Here is an 18,655-nt window from a genome sequence, read left to right on the forward strand (position 1 = left end):
GGCTCATAGCTGCATATAGTATAGTTTTATCTGCTATAGATATAACGTATGGTTGCTTTTACACTTGTTACATTCAGTCGATTTACTCTTTACCGAACACGTTGTTCTCTTGTTCTTGAACGCGGATGAATGTAGTACGCTTGGTTAGCTCTTTAAGCTTTGCTGCACCCACGTATGTACAAGTTGAGCGAACGCCACCAAGGATGTCTTGGATAGTGCCGTGAACACTTCCACGGTAAGGTAATAGTACGGTTTTTCCTTCGGCTGCGCGGTAACCAGCAACACCACCTGAGTGCTTCTCCATCGCGCTCTTCGACGACATTCCATAGAACTTCATGAACTTCTCGCCGTCTTTCTCGATCACTTCGCCGCCTGACTCTTCGTGGCCCGCTAACATGCCGCCTAGCATAACAAAGTCCGCACCGCCGCCGAATGCTTTGGATACATCACCTGCGCATGAGCAACCGCCGTCACCGATGATCATGCCACCAAGGCCGTGCGCTGCATCGCCACACTCGATGATTGCAGAAAGCTGCGGGTAACCAACACCCGTTTTTACACGAGTTGTACAAACTGAGCCAGGGCCAATGCCTACTTTCACGATGTCTGCACCAGCGAGGATCAACTCTTCACACATATCACCAGTAACCACGTTACCCGCAGAAATCACCTTGTCTGGGAACTCTGCTCGCACGCGTTCAACATACTCGACTAAATGCTCTGAGTAACCATTTGCAATGTCGATACAGATGAAAATAAATTCATCTGAAAGCGCCATAATATCTTTGGTTTTTTGGAAGTCTGCGTCAGATGTTCCCGTAGACACCATTACGTTATTCAGGGTTGCGTTATCAGCTGATTTAGCAAACTCAGCCCAATCTTCTACCGTGTAATGTTTGTGAACAGCAGTCATTACACCATGCTCAGCTAGCGCTTTAGCCATTGCAAAGCTACCAACCGAATCCATGTTTGCTGCGATTACAGGCACACCAGACCATTGACGACCACTATGCTTGAATGTAAAATCGCGGGTTAAATTTACTTGAGAACGGCTCTTAAGGGTAGAACGTTTCGGGCGAAACAGTACATCTTTAAAACCTAACTTAAGTTCTTGTTCGATACGCATTGTGTAATTCCTTGATTCATATGTATATGTGTCATCTCAGAGTGCGTAGTGATTTCGTTGGCAGACGAGTTCACTGTTCTTCGGACACAAAAAAACCGGAGCGTTGGCAGACGCTCCGGTTTTCAGCATTATAGGCTGTGATTTATTTCCTACAAGTCTGATATTTGAATTTTTTTTGTGATACTATCTTGATAATCGCATATCAAAAACACTCCTCAAGTCGTTATTTTTTCTCATTATTTATAATTATCAACAACTTAAGAAAACGTTTAAGTTAACCTCTTGCGCAAACCTTTGCGTCATACCTTTAAAATGAAAACGCACAACCTCTCAAATCTGCCTAAAACTCAATCACCTAATACTAAGATGCGCTGCGAATTCGGAAAAAGTACCCAAAAAAAATCGATCATTTTTCTCAACAATGCATGAAATCTAATTAAGTTTGATAGAGCTCTTGGGTGATAGCGGTACGAAGTGTGCTAACTACATCACTTGCCAAAAGACCAATTTGACCATGCTGATTCACGTTTATATCCGCAGCATGACTGTGGAGTACCACACCTAAACGTGCCGCAATGGAAATGGGTAACCCTTTAGCTAGCAACGCACCAATAACACCTGATAGCACATCTCCCATTCCGCCCGTCGCCATTCCGGCGTTACCCGCTAGGCAGACGTACATTCTCGTTCCATCGTAAATAAGTGTTCCCGCGCCTTTTAAAACCACCACACCGCCATAACGCTCTTGCAGTTGTCTTGCAGCAGAATATCGGTCACTTTCTATTTGTTGAGTGGTCACATTTAATAGTCGAGCTGCCTCTCCAGGATGCGGCGTGATCACTCGCTGGTTGTCGCACACCAAAGTGCCATCACATCGTTGGCTTAGCATCGCTAGAATATTGAGCCCATCAGCATCAACAACTTTAGGTTTCTGTTCTTGAGCCAGATATTGATAGGCTTGATAAGCCCACTCATCATCACCAAAACCTGGACCAAACACCAATACTTCAGCCCAGCGAATGCGTTTGGTTAAGTCGTTCTCAGTATCCCTGAGTAAGTCGGCGGTGATGCTTTGGCTCATTACTTCTGGGCAGCCAATCTGTAGTGGGATAAGGCTACTCGGGTGAGTAATTGCGGCAGTTAAACCCGCTCCGGATCTAACCGCAGCGGAGGAACATAAGCGAATCGCTCCTGACATACCTTGGTTACCACCGACACAAAGTAGTTTGCCATTGCCACCTTTGTGTGCTGTCGGGTTTGGCTTGGGCATTAACCTTGAAACAACCTGATGATCAATACCTAGTGCACTTTCTACTTCGATAGAATCAAACTCAACATTTACACCCAACCCACAAAAGTGGAGTTCACCAACTCGATCTCTCGCTTGTCCGGTGCACAAGCCTTGCTTAACACCAATGAAGGTTACAGTATGCTTAGCATGAATGGCATCGCCTAAAATAGCACCTGTATTTGCACACAACCCGGAAGGAATATCGACTGCAATCACTGGGGTGTGAATTTGATTGATTTGCTCAATGTAGCGACGGTACTCCGAACGAACCTCACCACTTAAACCAGTGCCTAACATGGCATCAATGATCACATCGGCTTCTAGCAATGCGGTATTCCACTCATCCCAATCATTGTTAACACCATCGATGGACTGCCAATCTTGATATGCGCGTAAAGCATCACCTTTGAGCGCAGTCACATCACCAAGTTGGAAAACCTGTACATTGAGTTGCGCTTGTTTAGCAAGCGAGGCAAATACGTATCCGTCACCACCATTATTCCCTTTGCCACAAATGACTAAGATATTTTTTGATTTGGGATACAAGTGTAAAAAACGCTCATACACAGCCATACCTGCGCGTTGCATTAGGCTATACATAGAAACACCAGCCATTTGCGCTGCCAGCGTTTCACCGTTTTTTACTTGTTCTGCGGTGTAGAGTTTTAGGGCGAGATTAAAGTCCATCTTCACGTTCTGCGCATTAGGAAACACAATTATAAGTATACAAAAAAGCCAAGGCGAACCTTGGCTTTTGAGAAAGTTTTTTATCGCTACTGACTCTGAGACATCAATGCTTCAGCCGTCGCGTCTTGTATAGATAAAAACAACGAATTGATTTTCCCAGTCGGTGTACGCATGGGGTTCAGCGTAACGTTCTGGTACATAAACTCCGCTTGCTGAGTGACAGGACGTACGTTACGGCAGCGGAACAAGTAAGGACGCTGGCGCCACGTAATAAAGCTGCGGCAACCTAAATCATACACGGGCTTTGTTTTTAACTTAAACCATTCCTGCGAGATTTCAGGGAAGATATCAAAGATAGAACGACCAATTGCATCATGAGATTGCAAACCACTGTGATGAGTCATAAACCCATTCCACACTTGCACATTATAATCTCGGTCAATGACGACGAGCCCCATGTCGACGTTTTGTACCATGTCTACCATCCAATGGAATTGTTCAAACTCTGCTGGCATATTCAACATTAGAACTCCTCCATTAGATATGACAGTTTGTTATCGAGCAGCGGCAAAGATTCATCGACGAACATAAACAATAAATCACAACGGATTGACGTTCCCTCAATGTTGTAGCTCACCTCGAATGTCATGGTGCGGCTGAATGCGCCCGTCGTAGACTCAATGATCGAATCAATTGATATATGCTGACCAAGAAGCACTGGAGGGCTTTGGAAGAATCGCACTTCAGATTGTTCGCCCAAGCCATTTAAGAATGACCCCACCAAGATATTGGAAATATCCATGAGCAGCTCAAGCTCTTCCAGTTCGTCGCTATCAGCTGGCACTTTCATCAACTTCTTGAGATCCGATACGCTCGAATCGCTCAAAATCACCAGCGCTTCACCCGCAATACCTTCGCCACAAAAGCCCTGACAAACGCCCGATACGTTATCATGCGACGCTAAGTCACGGAGTGCCATGTGTAGTTCGCTCACTTCGAAAATATTAACGTTCGGAAGCGGTAATTGCACAAACACATCAAAATGACGCGCCAATGCATCTGCGGCTCGACCAATAGAGACGTTCGCCACTTCCATATAAATATCGCGACGACGTAAAATCGGTAACTCAATAGAAACAGGCGTGATAATTTGAGGACGAGGCTCTGGCTCAACCAACTCTTTAAGCGCATTCTTGAGTTCATCTTTGGCGATCGGTTTTTGAATAAACGCTTTTGCACCCAGTGCGAACACGCGCTCTTTCGCTTTAGGTTGGATATCCCCCGACACCACAACCACCGGAGTTGTATTCCCTAACCGCTGCATGTTTTCTAGTGTTTCAAAGCCATCCATTTCTGGCATGGTCAAATCAAGAAACATCAATTTAAACTCGTTCTTTTCGAGTTCTTCTAGCGCATTTTTTCCGTGGATAGCAAACGTAATATCGGCATTCAATGTGGCTGGTAGTGATCTCGCCATCTGTTTGCGTGCTAACGCTGAATCATCACAGATGAGTACGGGAAAAGACATTCAATCACCTTTTTATATTCCACAATCTGCGCCGGAGTCTAACAGATTGTTACAGCATGTAGTACGAGAAAACTGACGAGTTTTTATTTCTTTTTTTATTCAATAAGCATACGCAATATGAATGGATGAGTGAACAAAATGGCGAAAAAGCAAACATCCCATTCGCTGTTTAGTGACATGAAACAAACATGGATAAAACGCCTCCATTAAAAATAAGCACAAAGTTGCATTTTAAATTAAAAATCCGTTTTTACTCCCACTCTATCTGCTCAGTATGAGTACTGGGTAAATCGGTATCGCGTAGCAATAAAAAAGCACCCTTTCATAGGGTGCCTTGAATAATGTATTCATCAATAAAATGTCACGTCTATGGCACACCGTGACCTTTAGAAGCCACCCATACGCGATACCATTGCTCTCGAGTCAATTCGATATTCAGCGCATTTACTGCCGTTTGCACACGCTCAATCTTACCAGAGCCAATGATTGGAATTGGGTTAGATGGTAAACGACGTACCCAAGCGTAAATCACTTGGTCAATGCTAGTCGCCCCCACTTCTTCGCGAATCGCTTCTAATTCGTTGCGAACACGAACGGCTTGCTCACTGTCACCACTGAAGATTGAGCCACCACCGAGGCAAGACCAAGCCATTGGGCGCGTGCGCAACATTTGCATTTGATCAAGCGTTCCATCATGTGCAACCTCAAAATTAAGCGGGTTGATTTCCACTTGGTTAGTCACAAGAGGCTTACCCAAACGAGATTGCAACAATTCGAACTGACGTGGAGTAAAGTTAGATACACCAAAGTGCTTCACTTTACCCACTTTGTGTAGCTCTGAGAATGCTTCAGCCACTTCATCGGCATCCATTAACACGTCAGGGCGATGGATTAAAAGCACATCGATTTCGTCCACATTCAAACGCTCAAGCGAGTTATTCACCGATTGGTAGATGTGAGCGGAACTCGTATCATAGTGATTGATCTTACGCTCTGGTGTTTTATCTCCGCACAGATTGATATCACACTTTGTGACGATCTGAATCTGCTCTCGCACACTCTTATCGAGAGCAAGTGCTTCACCAAACAATTTCTCACACTCATAATTACCGTATATGTCCGCGTGATCGACCGTGGTAATGCCTAACTCAATATGTTGCTTGAGGAATGACAAACGCTCTTGAGCAGTCATGCCCCAATCAACTGCACGCCAATATCCTTGGACCAGCTCTGAGAACTCAGGACCTTTTGGTGCAGTCACAACTTTTGCAACCATGGTTTTTCTCCTTCAATTGATCTGCATTCATCGTAGTCTTGTTTTCACATCGGCTCAACGGGTAAACTTTGGCAATTCGAACTGGAGTACGAAATATGTCTTTTGCCCAACGCCTAGCCACCTTGATCGGAGAAGAAAGCATCAGCGGATTTGCACGACGCGTAGATGTGTCTGAAGCTTTAATACGCAAATATTTAAAAGGCAGTGAACCGAGCCTAACGAAAGCAAATCAAATTGCGATGCGAGCCAACTGCTCTCTTGAATGGTTAGCGACCGGATGTGGTTATTTATATCGCCGCGCTGAAGTCGTAGATATGGATGCGTACAAACTTGCATTTCAACACGTTATGAATCAGCCGTTGCCAGATGAGGCAGAAGAACAGCACCGTAAGCTCATCGCTGGCTATCAATACCTGCGTGCGCACAAAAAATCGGATGGATTTTTGGACGAGTCTGCGATGGCGACCTTCCTATCTCTCCATAAAGAATCTAAAAACGAGTCACTTTAACATCGATAATTTCGCCATCGCTGTGCAATTCCACATTTAAAGACGGTGATGGCGACGAAAACTCGTCCGGTTTTACCCAAAATAAGCTTCGAATCGTTTCTTGCGGATAGCGGTTTATCAACAAGATAACTTCTTTATCGACGAGCTCAGAAGATTTCTTTTCCAGCGCTTCAACGACGTCATAGTGTTCTTGTCCGATAGTTATATTGCGTAAAACCAATCCGTCTGTTCTTAAATTGAGGATTAAGTCATTGAGACTTTGCCATTGATATTCGGTCAAAAAAGAGAACTGAGCACTGTCCTTTCCCAAAACAACTTCACCATACAGATGCTGCTGATAGTACGAAAAATCGTCCAAACAAAATGTGCTGAAATACGTTGAAGCATCTTGCTGCTGCACGTCACAGCGATACCAGCTTCCCTTTGTTTCTATACGCTCTCTTAAATTGGAGTACGGCATTGCAGACAACGTGTCCTGCCACCAACTCTGGGTTGAAAATGCTGGAAACGTTACCGAAAAACAACATAAAGAAAACAGGACTCGAGGATAAAAGCGCATGAATTACTCTGGTTGATTAACATCGACCCCAGACATTACCGACTAGTAGAAATTGTTCAAGATAAAAATAGTGGCAGGTAGTGCGGAAAGTTGTAGAGCAGAAATTAAGAAGGCGCACATTTGCGTGCGCCTCTACCTCGTTACTCAATCGTGAGTGTGCGAATCGGAGATGTCTATTGATGCATCCCGAACATAAAACGAGGACTTACCGTAGGGTTTGAATCCATCCAAGTTGTGTGTAAAACCTCACATCCCTCCTTCTGAAGCAGTCATGTTGCTTTACACCTAAAGCATGGTTCATTTTGCTCAAAAAACAAGTTTTTTATCCCAAATTATGAGAGCAATAGCACAGTCTTGGTGAATGAATGACATCGCGACACTTCGAACACTCAATAGTGAAAAGCTAAATTGCATCTTTATTGATTAGGTCTAGACTCTGCGAAGCGTATACTTTCTCGCGTCCCTTCCACCAGCAACAGGAGAACTTGTTAATGACCAAACGAGAGAGAATTGTGAAATCTGTGTTAGCGCACGTACCGAAAGATGCGATTAACCAGTTTGTCTCTCGAGGGTCCACACCATTTTCTGTCCTGATTATGGCCGCAATCGTTGGCACACTAGCTGGTTTTGTCGGCACTTACTTCGAACTTGCGGTTCATTTTGTTTCTGAAACTCGTACCGAATGGCTAAGAAGCGAAATCGGTAGCGTACTTCCTCTTTGGCTTGCTGCGGTGCTGATCAGCGCGTTGCTTGCTTTTATTGGCTACTTTCTTGTTCACCGCTTTGCCCCAGAGGCGGCGGGCTCAGGTATCCCTGAAATTGAAGGCGCGATGGACAACATTCGCCCTGTGCGTTGGTGGCGAGTCCTGCCAGTAAAATTCTTCGGCGGCATGGGCGCACTTGGCTCCGGAATGGTGCTCGGTCGTGAAGGCCCAACGGTGCAAATGGGCGGTGCTGTCGGTCGAATGGTGACCGATATTTTCCGTGTGAAAGATGACGATACTCGTCATTCCCTACTCGCTTCAGGTGCCGCTGGTGGTTTGGCTGCCGCCTTTAATGCCCCACTCGCTGGCATTATGTTCGTTGTGGAGGAAATGCGACCTCAATTTCGCTATTCTCTGATCTCAATTCGCGCGGTGATCATCTCTGCTATTATGGCCAACATTGTGTTTCGCGCCATCAACGGGCAAGACGCTGTCATCACAATGCCGCAATATCACTCTCCAGAGCTTCAGTCCCTTTGGTTATTTTTATTGCTTGGCGCATTGTTTGGCGTATTCGGAGTGATCTTCAATAAATTGATTACCGTGGCACAAGACAGTTTTGTCGCAATTCACAAAAACGATCGTAAACGCTATTTAATTGTGGGTTCACTACTTGGTGGCATTTTTGGTCTGCTTCTCTTATACGTGCCACAGCTAACTGGCGGTGGCATCGGCCTTATTCCTGATATTACCAATGGCAACTACTCGGTATCCGTTTTAGTTCTGCTTTTCTTTGGTCGCGTCATCACGACGTTGCTATGCTTTGGCTCTGGTGCGCCGGGTGGTATCTTTGCACCGATGCTTGCTCTGGGGACCTTGTTTGGCTATGCATTCGGAGCGAGTGCTGATGTGTTGCTTCCTACGCTTGATATCGAACCTGGCGTATTTGCTATTGCGGGCATGGGGGCCCTGTTTGCTGCAACGGTACGCGCACCGATCACGGGCATTTTGTTGGTGATTGAAATGACCAATAACTACTACTTAATTCTACCACTTATCATTACTTGTTTAGGTGCCGTGATTATTGCTCAGTTGTTTGGCGGACAACCGATTTACAGCCAGTTGCTACATCGTACAATCAAAAACGATAAGTTACGTCAGCAGGATCTTCCTGAAAACCAATCGACATAATTCTCGCTTTGTTATTATTTCGCTCCAAACTATCGAAGGGTTTGGAGCGATAAACTCTACATTTTTACATCTTTTCCAAAATATTCGATACCAAACTCACAAAAACACCATTCTCTGATATTTCCTCACCACCTTTCATGAGTAAGCACTCTCTAAACTTGCTAGTATTCGCTACTCAAATAGAGCATTTCATCCAAATCATCACGTTTCGTTTCATTCAGGCAAAAATCAAATGGAGTAGATTTGAACTGGAGAAGACTTGTGCAGTTTTATAGCGTTCCGCCGTCTCAAGCCGCGTTAGCGCTAGGTATGATAGGTTTAGGACAAGCTTGGGCACTCTATGTCCCTGAAATTGGTGAACCAATACGCCCATTTTTAGCGTCACTCGGCGCGCTTTTACTCGCCCCTGTGCTGATAAAATATGCCACGAATCCACGATTATTTATGGTCGACATTCGTCACCCATTGAGCGGTAGCTTAATGGCCCCCATGAGTATGGCGTTACTGATCCTTGCAGATTATCTTGCTTCTGTAGCGCCAATCATTGCTTATCCACTCTGGTTTATGGCACTTTTGCTGCATTTTACTATGATGGTACTGTTTTTTAGCTTTCAGCTAATGAACTTCAAAATGTCGAATATTGTACCTAGCTGGTTTCTCTATCCAGTGGGACTGATCAGCAGCTCATTAGCAGGCTCCCAATTGGGTCACAACCTATTCTCTGAAACCTTAGCGATGATGTGCATTGGCATTTATTTCTTTATGTTACCGCTGGTGCTCTATCGTTTGGTGTTTTTCGGATCTCTACCGAGACGAGCCAGGCCGACCCTCGCAATTATGGCCGCACCGGTAAACTTGTCATTGGCGGCATACTTGGTGAACTTTCCCCTGCCCGATCCGATACTGACTGGCGCATTAGCAGGGATTGCTATCACAATGACGTTATTGATCTACCTGTGTTACTTCCGCTTACTTCGACTGAAGTTTCAACCTTCTATCGCGGCGGTAACCTTTCCTTCCGTGATCAGTGCCATTGCGATGCACCGCTTAACCTCCTTTTTTGCCGAATCGCATCCACATTGGCACTGGCTACACGATTTTGGCTTTTTAGAGCTCAGTATTGCGACTGTGTTAGTGGTTTGGGTATCGGCAGGTTACGTCAAAATGTATTGGCCAGAAATCGTTAAGTCGCCCTCTAAACAAGCATAAAAAACGGCCTCATCTGAGGCCGCTGTTCATCTCTATCAATAAGACATCAACCCGCAAACTTCGCCATGAAGTTCCCAATGTTAGTCAAACTCGATGCCGCCATTACGATAACAATCGCTGCTCCAGTTAGCGTTAAGTACATTGGGTGTTGGTAGTCACCGACAATATCTTTGCGTTTTGTCGCAACCAATACAGTGCCCAAAACGATAGGAAGAATAATGCTGTTCACTAGGCCCGCTAGCATCAAAAGAAGAATTGGCATGTCCATGGTTACCGTGCCTAGCGCGGTTAGGATAATGAAACCAACACACCACGCTTTCTCGTTTCGCGCCACAACTGGGAAAAGCGTCTTAATTAATGATATAGCCATGTAAGAGTTGCCAACCACAGACGTGATGGAAGCTACAAACAGTACTAAGCCAAAGATGAAGTAGCCGAGTTGGCCCGCACCTTGACGGAAAGCATCCGCCGCAGGGTTAGCTGTATCCAGCGTTGCGCCTGTCGCGATAACGCCAAACACCGCCAAAAACAGTAGGATTCGAATAACCACCGCGATAGAAATACCAGCCCACGCTGTTGAGGTGATGGAAGGCACGTTCTCTTTGCCTTTCAAGCCGATGTCTACTAGGCGTTGTGCACCCGTGTAGTAACCGCCAACTGCGCCGCCAACGATAGTCAACGTAGGCAGAAGCAAACTACCAACATCCATAGGCATCACCGCTGCACTTAGTGTCTCTCCCATCGGAGGTAAGCTCGTCATAGCCACGTATGCGATCAGAACAATCATAAACAAGCCAAGATAGCGGGCCATTTGGTCCATTCGTTTGGAAGCGTTATGAACCACAAACAACAAACAGCCAACGACACCGGTAAACAGTGCGCCCCATGTTGTGTCCACGCCCGTTAGCACATTGATGCCTAACGCTGCGCCACTCACGTTGCCAAAGTTAAACGCCACTGCACCAAGCGCAAGGAGAATACCAACACCATAACCCATGCCGGGTGCCACTTTGTTCGCAATGTCTTGGATTCGCATGCCAGAAACGCCCACAATGCGCCACAAGTTCATCACGATACCAAATGTGATAAAAATGGAAGCCAAAACAGGAAATGCCATGTCGACTTTGTAGATATTTGTGAAGACTGCGGTTTGAGTCAAAAAGCCGGGACCAACAGAGGTTGTCGCCATCAAAAAAGCGACACTAAGCATGGCTTTCTTTTGCCAACTGCTTTCTTTAACTGGAGCTGAAATAGAGGAGGTGCTGATAGTGCTTTGTGTAGTCATGCCGAGTCCCAAATTTGTTGTCTTTCTATTATTAGAAAATAGAAATACAACTGACCGAGATCAGCTGAACTTAGAGAAATATCTCTTTTTAAAACAAACGATTACAAGTTGTAGTCGTTCATTGGGCGCATATATTAAGAGCAACGAATGTGACTGTCAATACACAATTGCATAATTACTATTTATTGCGACTCACTTGACGATGATTTGGATATAAAAGATATAAAAAAGGATGGCAACTCGCCATCCTCTCTCAATTTTATTTGTCGATTTGATTAACGCAGGCCATGCAGAAATTCAGCACGGGTCGCTGGGTTGCTCTTAAAAATACCACCTAACGCTGTAGTCGTGGTTTCACTGGTGGCATCCATCACACCGCGTGATTTCACACAGTAATGCGTCGCGTCGATAGTCACCGCTACATCGTCAGACTCAAGCAATGTTTGCAAAGCAACAAGGATTTGCTGGGTCATACGCTCTTGAACTTGAGGGCGTTGCGCAAAGAAACGAACAATACGGTTGATCTTAGACAGGCCAATGATCTTACCGCGAGGAATGTAAGCAACAGCGGCTTTTCCGTCGATTGTCACAAGATGGTGTTCGCACGTACTGGTCACAGTAATGTCTTTCACGCGAACCATTTCGCTCACGTTCATCTTGTTTTCGATAACGGTGATCTTGGGGAAGTTGGAGTAATCCAAACCAGAGAAAATCTCGTCCACGTACATTTTTGCAATGCGGTGTGGCGTTTCCTCTAAGCTATCATCCGTAAGGTCGAGCTGAAGCAGACCAAGAATCTCACGCATGTGGTATTCAATCTTTTCCTTCTTCTCTTCACGGCTAACGGCATTAGGGCGCATTGGTGTTTCTAACCCGCGTTGCTCTAGCGCTTCTTTCACTAACTTTGCTGACTCGCTAAGACCTGACATTCCACTTCCTCTTTTGTAACTACCACTCTCGGTGTGAAATACAATTGCCGTGTTTTCATCCCGTAGCGTTAAAGTCGCTCAGTCCGATGTTTATAACGCCAAGGCACATAACAAGAATACACTGAGCTATTTTCTCATGCTCCGTAGGAACTTTACCCCTTTCGGATGGGTGACAAGGATACTCGGATTTTTGAATAATTACACCCATATTTTATAGGTGGACATTCTTACTCGGTCCCCTTTTATGGTAGAGTTGCCACAAAACAAAAGAACATAGGATTATCTCAATGGGCTGCTGCGACGCACCTGGCTTGATGCCAATTGAAGAAGCGATGGATAAGATGCTATCGCGAATCAAACCTATCCAAACGACACTTTCTCTTCCTCTTGCTGACGCTCTGGGTTTTGTGCTGGCTGAAGACATTTTATCGCCAATTCACGTGCCCCCTTTCGACAATTCAGCGATGGACGGTTATGCCATTCGTATTCAAGACCTAGAAGTGTCTACAGTGTTGCCTCTGGCAGGTAAATCCTTCGCAGGTCAGCCTTTTGAGGGTGAATGGCCGGCAGGCACTTGTGTTCGAATCATGACTGGCGCGAAAATTCCGGAAGGCTGTGATGCCGTTATCATGCAAGAAAATACGGAAGTGACCGACGCTGGTATTCAGTTCAACCAAACGGATGTGAAGCCGCAAAATAACATCCGCCCTACGGGTGACGACATCAAGCAAGGCGATATTGTATTGGCAAAAGGCGCGCGCCTGACACCGCGCGATATTCCAATGATTGCCTCTCTTGGTGTCAGCCATGTCACCGTCGTGCGTAAGCCAAAGGTGGCATTTTTCTCCACAGGTGATGAACTTAAACCATTGGGTGAGCCACTCAAGGCGGGTCAAATCTACGACAGTAATCGTTACGGTATTAAGCCGCTGATTGAAAACTTTGGTTGTGAAGCGATTGATCTTGGCATTATCCCTGACTGCCCAGAAACACTAAAAGCAACATTCGAAAAAGCACAAACTCTCGCGGATGTAGTTGTAACGTCTGGCGGCGTCAGCGTTGGTGAAGCAGATTACACCAAAGACATTCTTGAAGAACTTGGCGAAATCGGTTTCTGGAAACTGGCAATCAAGCCGGGTAAACCTTTCGCATTTGGCAAGTTAAGTACTGCTTGGTTCTGTGGGCTACCAGGTAACCCTGTATCTGCGGTGCTAACAATGTACGTACTTGTTCAACCAATGTTGACTAAATTGGCAGGCCACACTGAATGGAAAGCACCTGAGTCTATCCCTGCGACGACTAAAACCGCATTTAAGAAAGCGCCGGGACGTACAGACTACCAACGCGGTATCTATACTCTAGAAAACGGTAAATTTGTCGTTGAAACCACTGGCAACCAAAGTTCAGGAGCCTTCCGCTCAATGAGTTTGGCAAACTGCTTTGTTGTGTTGGAACGTGAGCGTGGCCGTGTGGAAGTTGGCGAAACGGTTCAAATCCAACTGTTTAACTCAACGTTATACTAGGAACATACCGTGGATATTCTTTCCGATCAGGAGATGCTGCGCTATAACCGCCAGATCATTCTTCGCCAGTTCGATTTCGAAGGGCAAGAAGCGCTCAAACAAAGCTCAGTGCTTATTTTGGGTGCTGGCGGTTTAGGTTGCGCTTCTAGCCAATACCTTGCCACGGCTGGTGTTGGCAATATTACTTTTATCGATGACGATATTGTTGAGCTCTCCAATTTACAACGCCAAGTATTGCACCACGACGCCGATATTGGCAGTAAAAAGGTTGACTCCGCGGCGGATGCATTGCGGGAACTTAATCCTCATATCGAAGTAAACACCGTCGCTAAACGCCTTGACGACACTCAGCTTCAAGCTTTGATTGAACAACACACTGTGGTGGTCGATGCTTCAGATAACGTCGACACTCGCAATCAACTCAACCGACTCTGCTTTGCAACAAAAACACCGCTTATTTCTGGTGCAGCCATTCGTATGGAAGGCCAAGTGAGTGTGTTTACGTACGACGACCCAACTCAACCGTGCTATCAGTGTTTGAGCGCGCTATTCGGCAGCAGTGCATTAAGTTGCGTTGAAGCTGGCGTCATGGCGCCTGTTGTGGGTATTGTAGGCGCTGTACAAGCGATGGAAACCATCAAGGTGATTGCAAATTACGGCCAACCCAAAAAAGGGAAGATCCTCATTCTCGATGCGTTTAGCATGTCCTGGCGGGAAATGAATTTGATGAAAATGCCGACCTGCCCTGTTTGTGGCTAAGTAATGCTGTCAGCTTATCAATGAAGATTCTCAAAAAGCTCAACGTAACGTTGAGCTTTTTCTTATTCTGAGATTCATATTTCGAACCAAATAACTTACCGATATAAAATTCATTATAAACAGTAAGTTAAAAACTGGCACATTCCTTTCATTGCATATCATACAAACCAATGAGAGGGCGAATCATGAAAAGGACATCACTATTACTTGGATCTCTGTTTGCAAGCGCATACGTAAGCGCAGCGCCATTCGACACTTGTCCGAGCAAAGCATATTTATTCCAATCGACCCCAGTGCAAGTTTACGGCGTTAATCTGGTTACCGGATCAACCAAGTTACTGACCGACGATGTGGGCTTAGCATCTGGTATTAACGGCGTCGGTTTCAACTTCACTGATCGATACATCTATGGTTACGATACAACCAACTTGAAAATCGTACGTTTAGGCCAGGACTTTCAAGCAGAAACTCTCAACGTACAAGGGCTTCCTAGCCATACGTTTTTTGTCGGTGACGTGTACAACCACGTATACTACTTGTATCGCAAAGGTAAAGGGCTGTTTTCCATTGATCTGTCGCCGTTAGATACGGACCCAAATGCTACCTTAACCCTGAATAAAATCACATCAAATGCAAGTGTGAGTTTAACCGATTTTGCGTTCCACCCTGGCGACGGTGCGCTCTATGGTATCGATAATGGGTCTGGCGTATTGTATAAATTCGATACAAAAACAGGCCAAGCAACCGCGATCGGCAATACAGGGGAAACGGGTACCTTTGGTGCAGGCTACTTTGATGTAAACGGAAACTACTACGTATCGCGTAACCAGGACGGCAAAATTTATCGCGTCGACTTATCAGAAAATAATGCCGCCAATATCGCTGCGGGCATTGTTCCTGCTGTAGAGTTTGTGTCTAACGGTCCAAGTTCCAGCCAAAATGACGGTGCCCGATGCGCGAACGCTCCTGTTATTGACGAAGACGAGCCAATTGACTTTGGTGACGCACCTGACACTTACGCTACCTTGCTCTCTTCTAACGGACCACGCCACGCTGTTGATGGTGTAACTTGGCTTGGCACAATTGCGCCAGATGGTGATGCCGATGGACAAGTGGCTCCGTCTGGAGATAACAAAGTTGGTACAGCAGATGAAGATGGCGTCGGCTTTGTTGCCGCACTCGACCCAGGGTTAAGTTCACTAGTGAGCGTAACTGCATCAACATCCGGCTACTTGTCAGCTTGGTTTGACTGGAACCGAGATGGTGACTTTGCTGACGAAGGTGAGCAAGTATTCACCGATGAGTTACTCTCTGCAGGCAGCAATACGCTTCCATTTGTCGTCTCTGAACTGGCAACCGCAGGTCCTAGCTGGAGCCGATTCCGCTTTAGCCAACAAACTGGTCTGAACTTCGATGGCGGATCAACATCAGGTGAAGTAGAAGATTACCCAATCACAATCACTGAAAACGGCGTATCCGTACAGCACTTCCCAAGTGCCGATTCCTACGCAACGGTCGCGTATGAAGACAACTGGCCTTACACCGCTGACTACGACATGAATGACGTAGTCATTAAGTTCCGTATGACTGAAACACGTATGGACGGCACGGTGGAAAATATCCAAATTAGCGGAGATCTGGCCGCCTATGGGGCTGGCTATAAAAATGGCTTTGCTATTCGTCTACCTGGCGTTTCGAAAGCGAGCATTGAAAACGGCTTAACAAAGCTAACGTTTAATGGCAAAGAACAACCGACCAACGGTCTAGAAGCGATATCAGAAGAAGCCATCTTTATTATCAGTGACGACCTCAGTCAGTATGCGCAAAGTCAATGTGCGTATTTTCGAACCCAAACGGGTTGCAATGATAACGTCGCGTTGTCTTTCACACTGACCATCTACTTTAAGGAAGGAGCCGACCGCTCAGCGCTACAGGCCATGCCTTATGACCCATTTATCTTTGCCACACCCAATACATATCACGGCGATGGCATCACCTTTCAACCAGGTAGAAAATGGGAAGTACATTTGCCAGACCAAGCACCAACTGAGCAGTTTGATGACGCAAACCTATATGGCGTGGGCGTAGACGCAAGTGACCCGGCTCGAGGCGTGTACTTCAAAACAGCGAACAATCTCCCTTGGGCATTGCTTATCGTCGAAGAGTGGAATTGGCCGCTAGAGAAAGTTGACTTAGTTGACGCTTACCCAGAGTTTGCCACCTACGCCGAGTCTGGTGGGCGAGAAGGAGCAAACTGGCATACCCAACCTAAAGCAAACAAACGTTACATTCCATAGGAGAAGCATCATGAAAAACTTAATCACAATCATCATGGGATTAGCGTTAACAGCCTGCGGTGGTGGCGGTGGCGGCGGTGGCGACAAAAGCAACGATAACGCTACTCCACCTCCAGCTCAAACTACCGTTATTGTTGAAGAGCCAAGCATGCAAAATTTAGACGTACCAGATGGGTTCGATTATGACCCAAGGTTAGAAAGCTCACTTGCGGTAGATATTAGTGGTTACTCTTTACAGCGCGCACATCTGAGCATTTATAAGGAGTACCGTGAAGATGCGTCTGGAACCTACCAAGCGAAATATTCGAGCAATGTTGCTTCTGCTGCGCTGACGAGTGGGAAAGCTAACTTAGACTTCTCCACCTCGGATAGCCAAGGTAACCTGTTAATCGAAATTTGGTTCTACGATGGCTCAGAACCTCTGCAAAAAGTCGTCTCAACCGGAAATACGACATGGCGCATGTAAGATGCTCTATTGGTGAGCATTGATACTCGGGACTGGCGCAAGCCACAGGTTTTAAGACAAAATCGCATCGTTCTTTGAACATGCGATTTTTTTGTTGTAAAACAAAATGATTACTTGAAACAATAGCAATGGAGCGCAAATTGGATAATCCCAAAACCTATATGTTGGTCTTCAGCGGTTTCATTGCCCTACTTGTGCTCTTGTTGCTCATTAAGCAGACGGATGAGAACACGGTTTCAGCCACCGTCATTAGCAACACTTTAACTCAGTCCCTTGATGGTCAACGTCGGTACCTCACTATCAATTCACCTGAGATAGAGCAACAACGAGTGACGGTTCCAGTGTCCGCATCTTGTCCAGTGGGCTCTATTGCGTTGTTCCACCAAGCATCCCGCTCAAGTTTTGACTCATCCCTTTCATTCATTCGCTGTGAGTAAAAATACTGTGCGGACTTCCCAAATCAGAAGGATTTAACCATGCAAGCATTGATCGATGCCAAAGAACTTCATGCTTTATTAGACCAACCGAATGTAAAACTTCTAGACGCGAGTATTCGTTTTCAAATTCCTTCCGAAGGGAAAAAGGTCACCAATAAGTGGATTCCAGGCTCATTGCGTTTCGACTACGACAATGACTTTTGTCTCCCAGATACCAATCTCCCTCATATGATGCCAACAGAAGAAGGGTTTAATCACAGCGCTCAGAAACTTGGCCTGAACAACGAAGACCTTATTATTGTTTATGACAACTCTGGAACACTCGCCTCTCCGCGCGCATGGTGGATGTTTAAGGCAATGGGACACGATAATGTCAAAGTACTTAATGGTGGCCTCCCGGCTTGGATTGAGGCTGGATTGCCTGTCACGGATGCCTTGTCAGAAGCTAAGCAGCTTGGAAACTTTACCGGGAAATTAAATAAACATGCTTTTTTGGACGCAAATGCAATATTAGAGTACTCAAACAATTGCAGTGCAAACATTGTTGACGCTCGCTCACGTGCACGTTTTTTAGGCGAGGTACCAGAGCCAAGAGAAGGACTGCGTTCTGGTCATATTCCTAATTCTGTTTGCCTCCCTTTTCAAACATTATTGAGTAATGGCTTTATAAAGGCAGACTCGGAATTGAAACAAGCATTTAGTGCACTAACGTTATATAATGATAAATCAATCATTTTCAGTTGTGGCTCAGGTGTAACGGCCTGTATTTTGCTGCTAGCAGCATACCAGTTAGGTTGGCGTGATTTATCGGTCTATGACGGGTCATGGACAGAATGGGGCGCAGACCACTCATTACCCATTACTCGCTAATCTAGGAGC

General features: G+C 45.7%; 17 protein-coding genes. 9 read left to right on the forward strand and 8 right to left on the reverse strand.

All coding sequences use genetic code 11. The features are described 5' to 3' along the window. Nucleotides 1-82: 82 nt before the first annotated feature. The 5 genes from OO778_RS18335 to OO778_RS18355 all read right to left on the reverse strand — a co-directional run bounded on the left by OO778_RS18335 (nucleotide 83) and on the right by OO778_RS18355 (nucleotide 5,908). Nucleotides 83-1,126, reverse strand: coding sequence for a GMP reductase (locus OO778_RS18335; protein ID WP_074190507.1), 1,044 nt, complete (start codon nucleotides 1,124-1,126; stop codon nucleotides 83-85). A 436-nt stretch (nucleotides 1,127-1,562) separates the two neighbouring features. Further along, nucleotides 1,563-3,104: an NAD(P)H-hydrate dehydratase gene (locus OO778_RS18340; protein ID WP_074190506.1), complete on the reverse strand. Its 1,542-nt coding sequence runs from the start codon at nucleotides 3,102-3,104 to the stop codon at nucleotides 1,563-1,565. Nucleotides 3,105-3,190: 86 nt separating this feature from the next. Then, nucleotides 3,191-3,628, reverse strand: coding sequence for a PAS domain-containing protein (locus OO778_RS18345; protein ID WP_074190505.1), 438 nt, complete (start codon nucleotides 3,626-3,628; stop codon nucleotides 3,191-3,193). Then, a complete protein-coding gene (locus OO778_RS18350) occupies nucleotides 3,628-4,632 on the reverse strand; it encodes a response regulator (protein WP_006741121.1) in 1,005 nt (334 codons plus the stop codon). The genes OO778_RS18345 and OO778_RS18350 overlap by 1 nt, the downstream gene beginning before the upstream one ends. Before the next feature lie 367 nt (nucleotides 4,633-4,999). Beyond that, nucleotides 5,000-5,908, reverse strand: a complete 909-nt coding sequence (locus tag OO778_RS18355) for an aldo/keto reductase family oxidoreductase (RefSeq protein ID WP_047008144.1) — start codon at nucleotides 5,906-5,908, stop codon at nucleotides 5,000-5,002. Nucleotides 5,909-6,003: 95 nt separating this feature from the next. On the opposite strand from OO778_RS18355, the gene OO778_RS18360 reads away from it, so the two are divergent. Then, on the forward strand, nucleotides 6,004-6,417 hold the full coding sequence (locus OO778_RS18360; RefSeq protein ID WP_005396084.1) for a helix-turn-helix transcriptional regulator: 414 nt from the start codon (nucleotides 6,004-6,006) through the stop codon (nucleotides 6,415-6,417). Here OO778_RS18360 and OO778_RS18365 read toward each other — a convergent pair. Then, entirely contained in the window at nucleotides 6,398-6,877 is a 480-nt protein-coding gene (locus tag OO778_RS18365; protein ID WP_083612654.1) for a hypothetical protein, read from the reverse strand. The genes OO778_RS18360 and OO778_RS18365 overlap by 20 nt on opposite strands. A 590-nt stretch (nucleotides 6,878-7,467) precedes the next feature. Here OO778_RS18365 and clcA point away from each other — a divergent pair. Together clcA and OO778_RS18375 are read left to right on the forward strand one after the other, a co-directional pair. Beyond that, nucleotides 7,468-8,871 (forward strand): H(+)/Cl(-) exchange transporter ClcA, encoded by a 1,404-nt coding sequence (gene clcA / locus OO778_RS18370; protein ID WP_074190503.1) that lies wholly within the window; start codon nucleotides 7,468-7,470, stop codon nucleotides 8,869-8,871. A 261-nt stretch (nucleotides 8,872-9,132) separates the two neighbouring features. Continuing rightward, nucleotides 9,133-10,080: a TDT family transporter gene (locus OO778_RS18375; protein WP_074190502.1), complete on the forward strand. Its 948-nt coding sequence runs from the start codon at nucleotides 9,133-9,135 to the stop codon at nucleotides 10,078-10,080. A gap of 46 nt (nucleotides 10,081-10,126) precedes the next feature. Here the strand turns inward: OO778_RS18375 and OO778_RS18380 are convergent, their stop codons facing one another. Together OO778_RS18380 and folE are read right to left on the reverse strand one after the other, a co-directional pair. After that, nucleotides 10,127-11,365 (reverse strand): NRAMP family divalent metal transporter, encoded by a 1,239-nt coding sequence (locus tag OO778_RS18380; RefSeq protein ID WP_074190501.1) that lies wholly within the window; start codon nucleotides 11,363-11,365, stop codon nucleotides 10,127-10,129. Nucleotides 11,366-11,640: 275 nt separating this feature from the next. After that, the gene (folE, locus tag OO778_RS18385; protein WP_006741127.1) at nucleotides 11,641-12,294 is read right to left on the reverse strand and encodes a GTP cyclohydrolase I FolE; all 654 of its coding nucleotides are present in this window, start codon (nucleotides 12,292-12,294) and stop codon (nucleotides 11,641-11,643) included. 287 nt (nucleotides 12,295-12,581) lie between these two features. Between folE and moeA the strand changes: the two genes are divergently transcribed. From moeA to OO778_RS18415, 6 genes are all read left to right on the forward strand, one after another. Next, a complete protein-coding gene (moeA, locus tag OO778_RS18390; protein ID WP_074190500.1) occupies nucleotides 12,582-13,817 on the forward strand; it encodes a molybdopterin molybdotransferase MoeA in 1,236 nt (411 codons plus the stop codon). Nucleotides 13,818-13,826: 9 nt separating this feature from the next. Beyond that, nucleotides 13,827-14,576 carry a molybdopterin-synthase adenylyltransferase MoeB gene (gene moeB, locus OO778_RS18395; protein WP_074190499.1) on the forward strand — a complete coding sequence of 250 codons (750 nt, stop codon included), beginning with the start codon at nucleotides 13,827-13,829 and terminating at the stop codon, nucleotides 14,574-14,576. Between the two features lie 185 nt (nucleotides 14,577-14,761). Continuing rightward, nucleotides 14,762-16,873, forward strand: coding sequence for an LruC domain-containing protein (locus OO778_RS18400; RefSeq protein WP_006741130.1), 2,112 nt, complete (start codon nucleotides 14,762-14,764; stop codon nucleotides 16,871-16,873). Nucleotides 16,874-16,883: 10 nt separating this feature from the next. Further along, nucleotides 16,884-17,339 carry a hypothetical protein gene (locus tag OO778_RS18405; RefSeq protein WP_074190498.1) on the forward strand — a complete coding sequence of 152 codons (456 nt, stop codon included), beginning with the start codon at nucleotides 16,884-16,886 and terminating at the stop codon, nucleotides 17,337-17,339. A gap of 140 nt (nucleotides 17,340-17,479) precedes the next feature. Next, nucleotides 17,480-17,776, forward strand: coding sequence for a hypothetical protein (locus tag OO778_RS18410; RefSeq protein WP_005396101.1), 297 nt, complete (start codon nucleotides 17,480-17,482; stop codon nucleotides 17,774-17,776). Nucleotides 17,777-17,815: 39 nt separating this feature from the next. Beyond that, nucleotides 17,816-18,646 (forward strand): sulfurtransferase, encoded by an 831-nt coding sequence (locus OO778_RS18415; protein ID WP_074190497.1) that lies wholly within the window; start codon nucleotides 17,816-17,818, stop codon nucleotides 18,644-18,646. The last annotated feature ends 9 nt before the right edge of the window (nucleotides 18,647-18,655 follow it).

Origin of the sequence: Vibrio sp. STUT-A16, from assembly GCF_026000495.1 — a bacterium.
Classification (GTDB): domain Bacteria; phylum Pseudomonadota; class Gammaproteobacteria; order Enterobacterales; family Vibrionaceae; genus Vibrio; species Vibrio diabolicus.

Excerpts from the sequence above, each read along its gene's own strand:
- moeA (WP_074190500.1), top strand. The coding sequence starts at position 12,582 with ATGGGCTGCTGCGACGCACCTGGCTTGATGCCAATTGAAGAAGCGATG.
- folE (WP_006741127.1), bottom strand. The coding sequence starts at position 12,294 with ATGTCAGGTCTTAGCGAGTCAGCAAAGTTAGTGAAAGAAGCGCTAGAG.
- OO778_RS18380 (WP_074190501.1), bottom strand. The coding sequence starts at position 11,365 with ATGACTACACAAAGCACTATCAGCACCTCCTCTATTTCAGCTCCAGTT.
- OO778_RS18335 (WP_074190507.1), bottom strand. The coding sequence starts at position 1,126 with ATGCGTATCGAACAAGAACTTAAGTTAGGTTTTAAAGATGTACTGTTT.
- OO778_RS18350 (WP_006741121.1), bottom strand. The coding sequence starts at position 4,632 with ATGTCTTTTCCCGTACTCATCTGTGATGATTCAGCGTTAGCACGCAAA.
- OO778_RS18400 (WP_006741130.1), top strand. The coding sequence starts at position 14,762 with ATGAAAAGGACATCACTATTACTTGGATCTCTGTTTGCAAGCGCATAC.
- OO778_RS18360 (WP_005396084.1), top strand. The coding sequence starts at position 6,004 with ATGTCTTTTGCCCAACGCCTAGCCACCTTGATCGGAGAAGAAAGCATC.
- OO778_RS18365 (WP_083612654.1), bottom strand. The coding sequence starts at position 6,877 with ATGCCGTACTCCAATTTAAGAGAGCGTATAGAAACAAAGGGAAGCTGG.
- OO778_RS18345 (WP_074190505.1), bottom strand. The coding sequence starts at position 3,628 with ATGTTGAATATGCCAGCAGAGTTTGAACAATTCCATTGGATGGTAGAC.
- OO778_RS18405 (WP_074190498.1), top strand. The coding sequence starts at position 16,884 with ATGAAAAACTTAATCACAATCATCATGGGATTAGCGTTAACAGCCTGC.
- OO778_RS18355 (WP_047008144.1), bottom strand. The coding sequence starts at position 5,908 with ATGGTTGCAAAAGTTGTGACTGCACCAAAAGGTCCTGAGTTCTCAGAG.
- clcA (WP_074190503.1), top strand. The coding sequence starts at position 7,468 with ATGACCAAACGAGAGAGAATTGTGAAATCTGTGTTAGCGCACGTACCG.
- OO778_RS18340 (WP_074190506.1), bottom strand. The coding sequence starts at position 3,104 with ATGGACTTTAATCTCGCCCTAAAACTCTACACCGCAGAACAAGTAAAA.
- OO778_RS18415 (WP_074190497.1), top strand. The coding sequence starts at position 17,816 with ATGCAAGCATTGATCGATGCCAAAGAACTTCATGCTTTATTAGACCAA.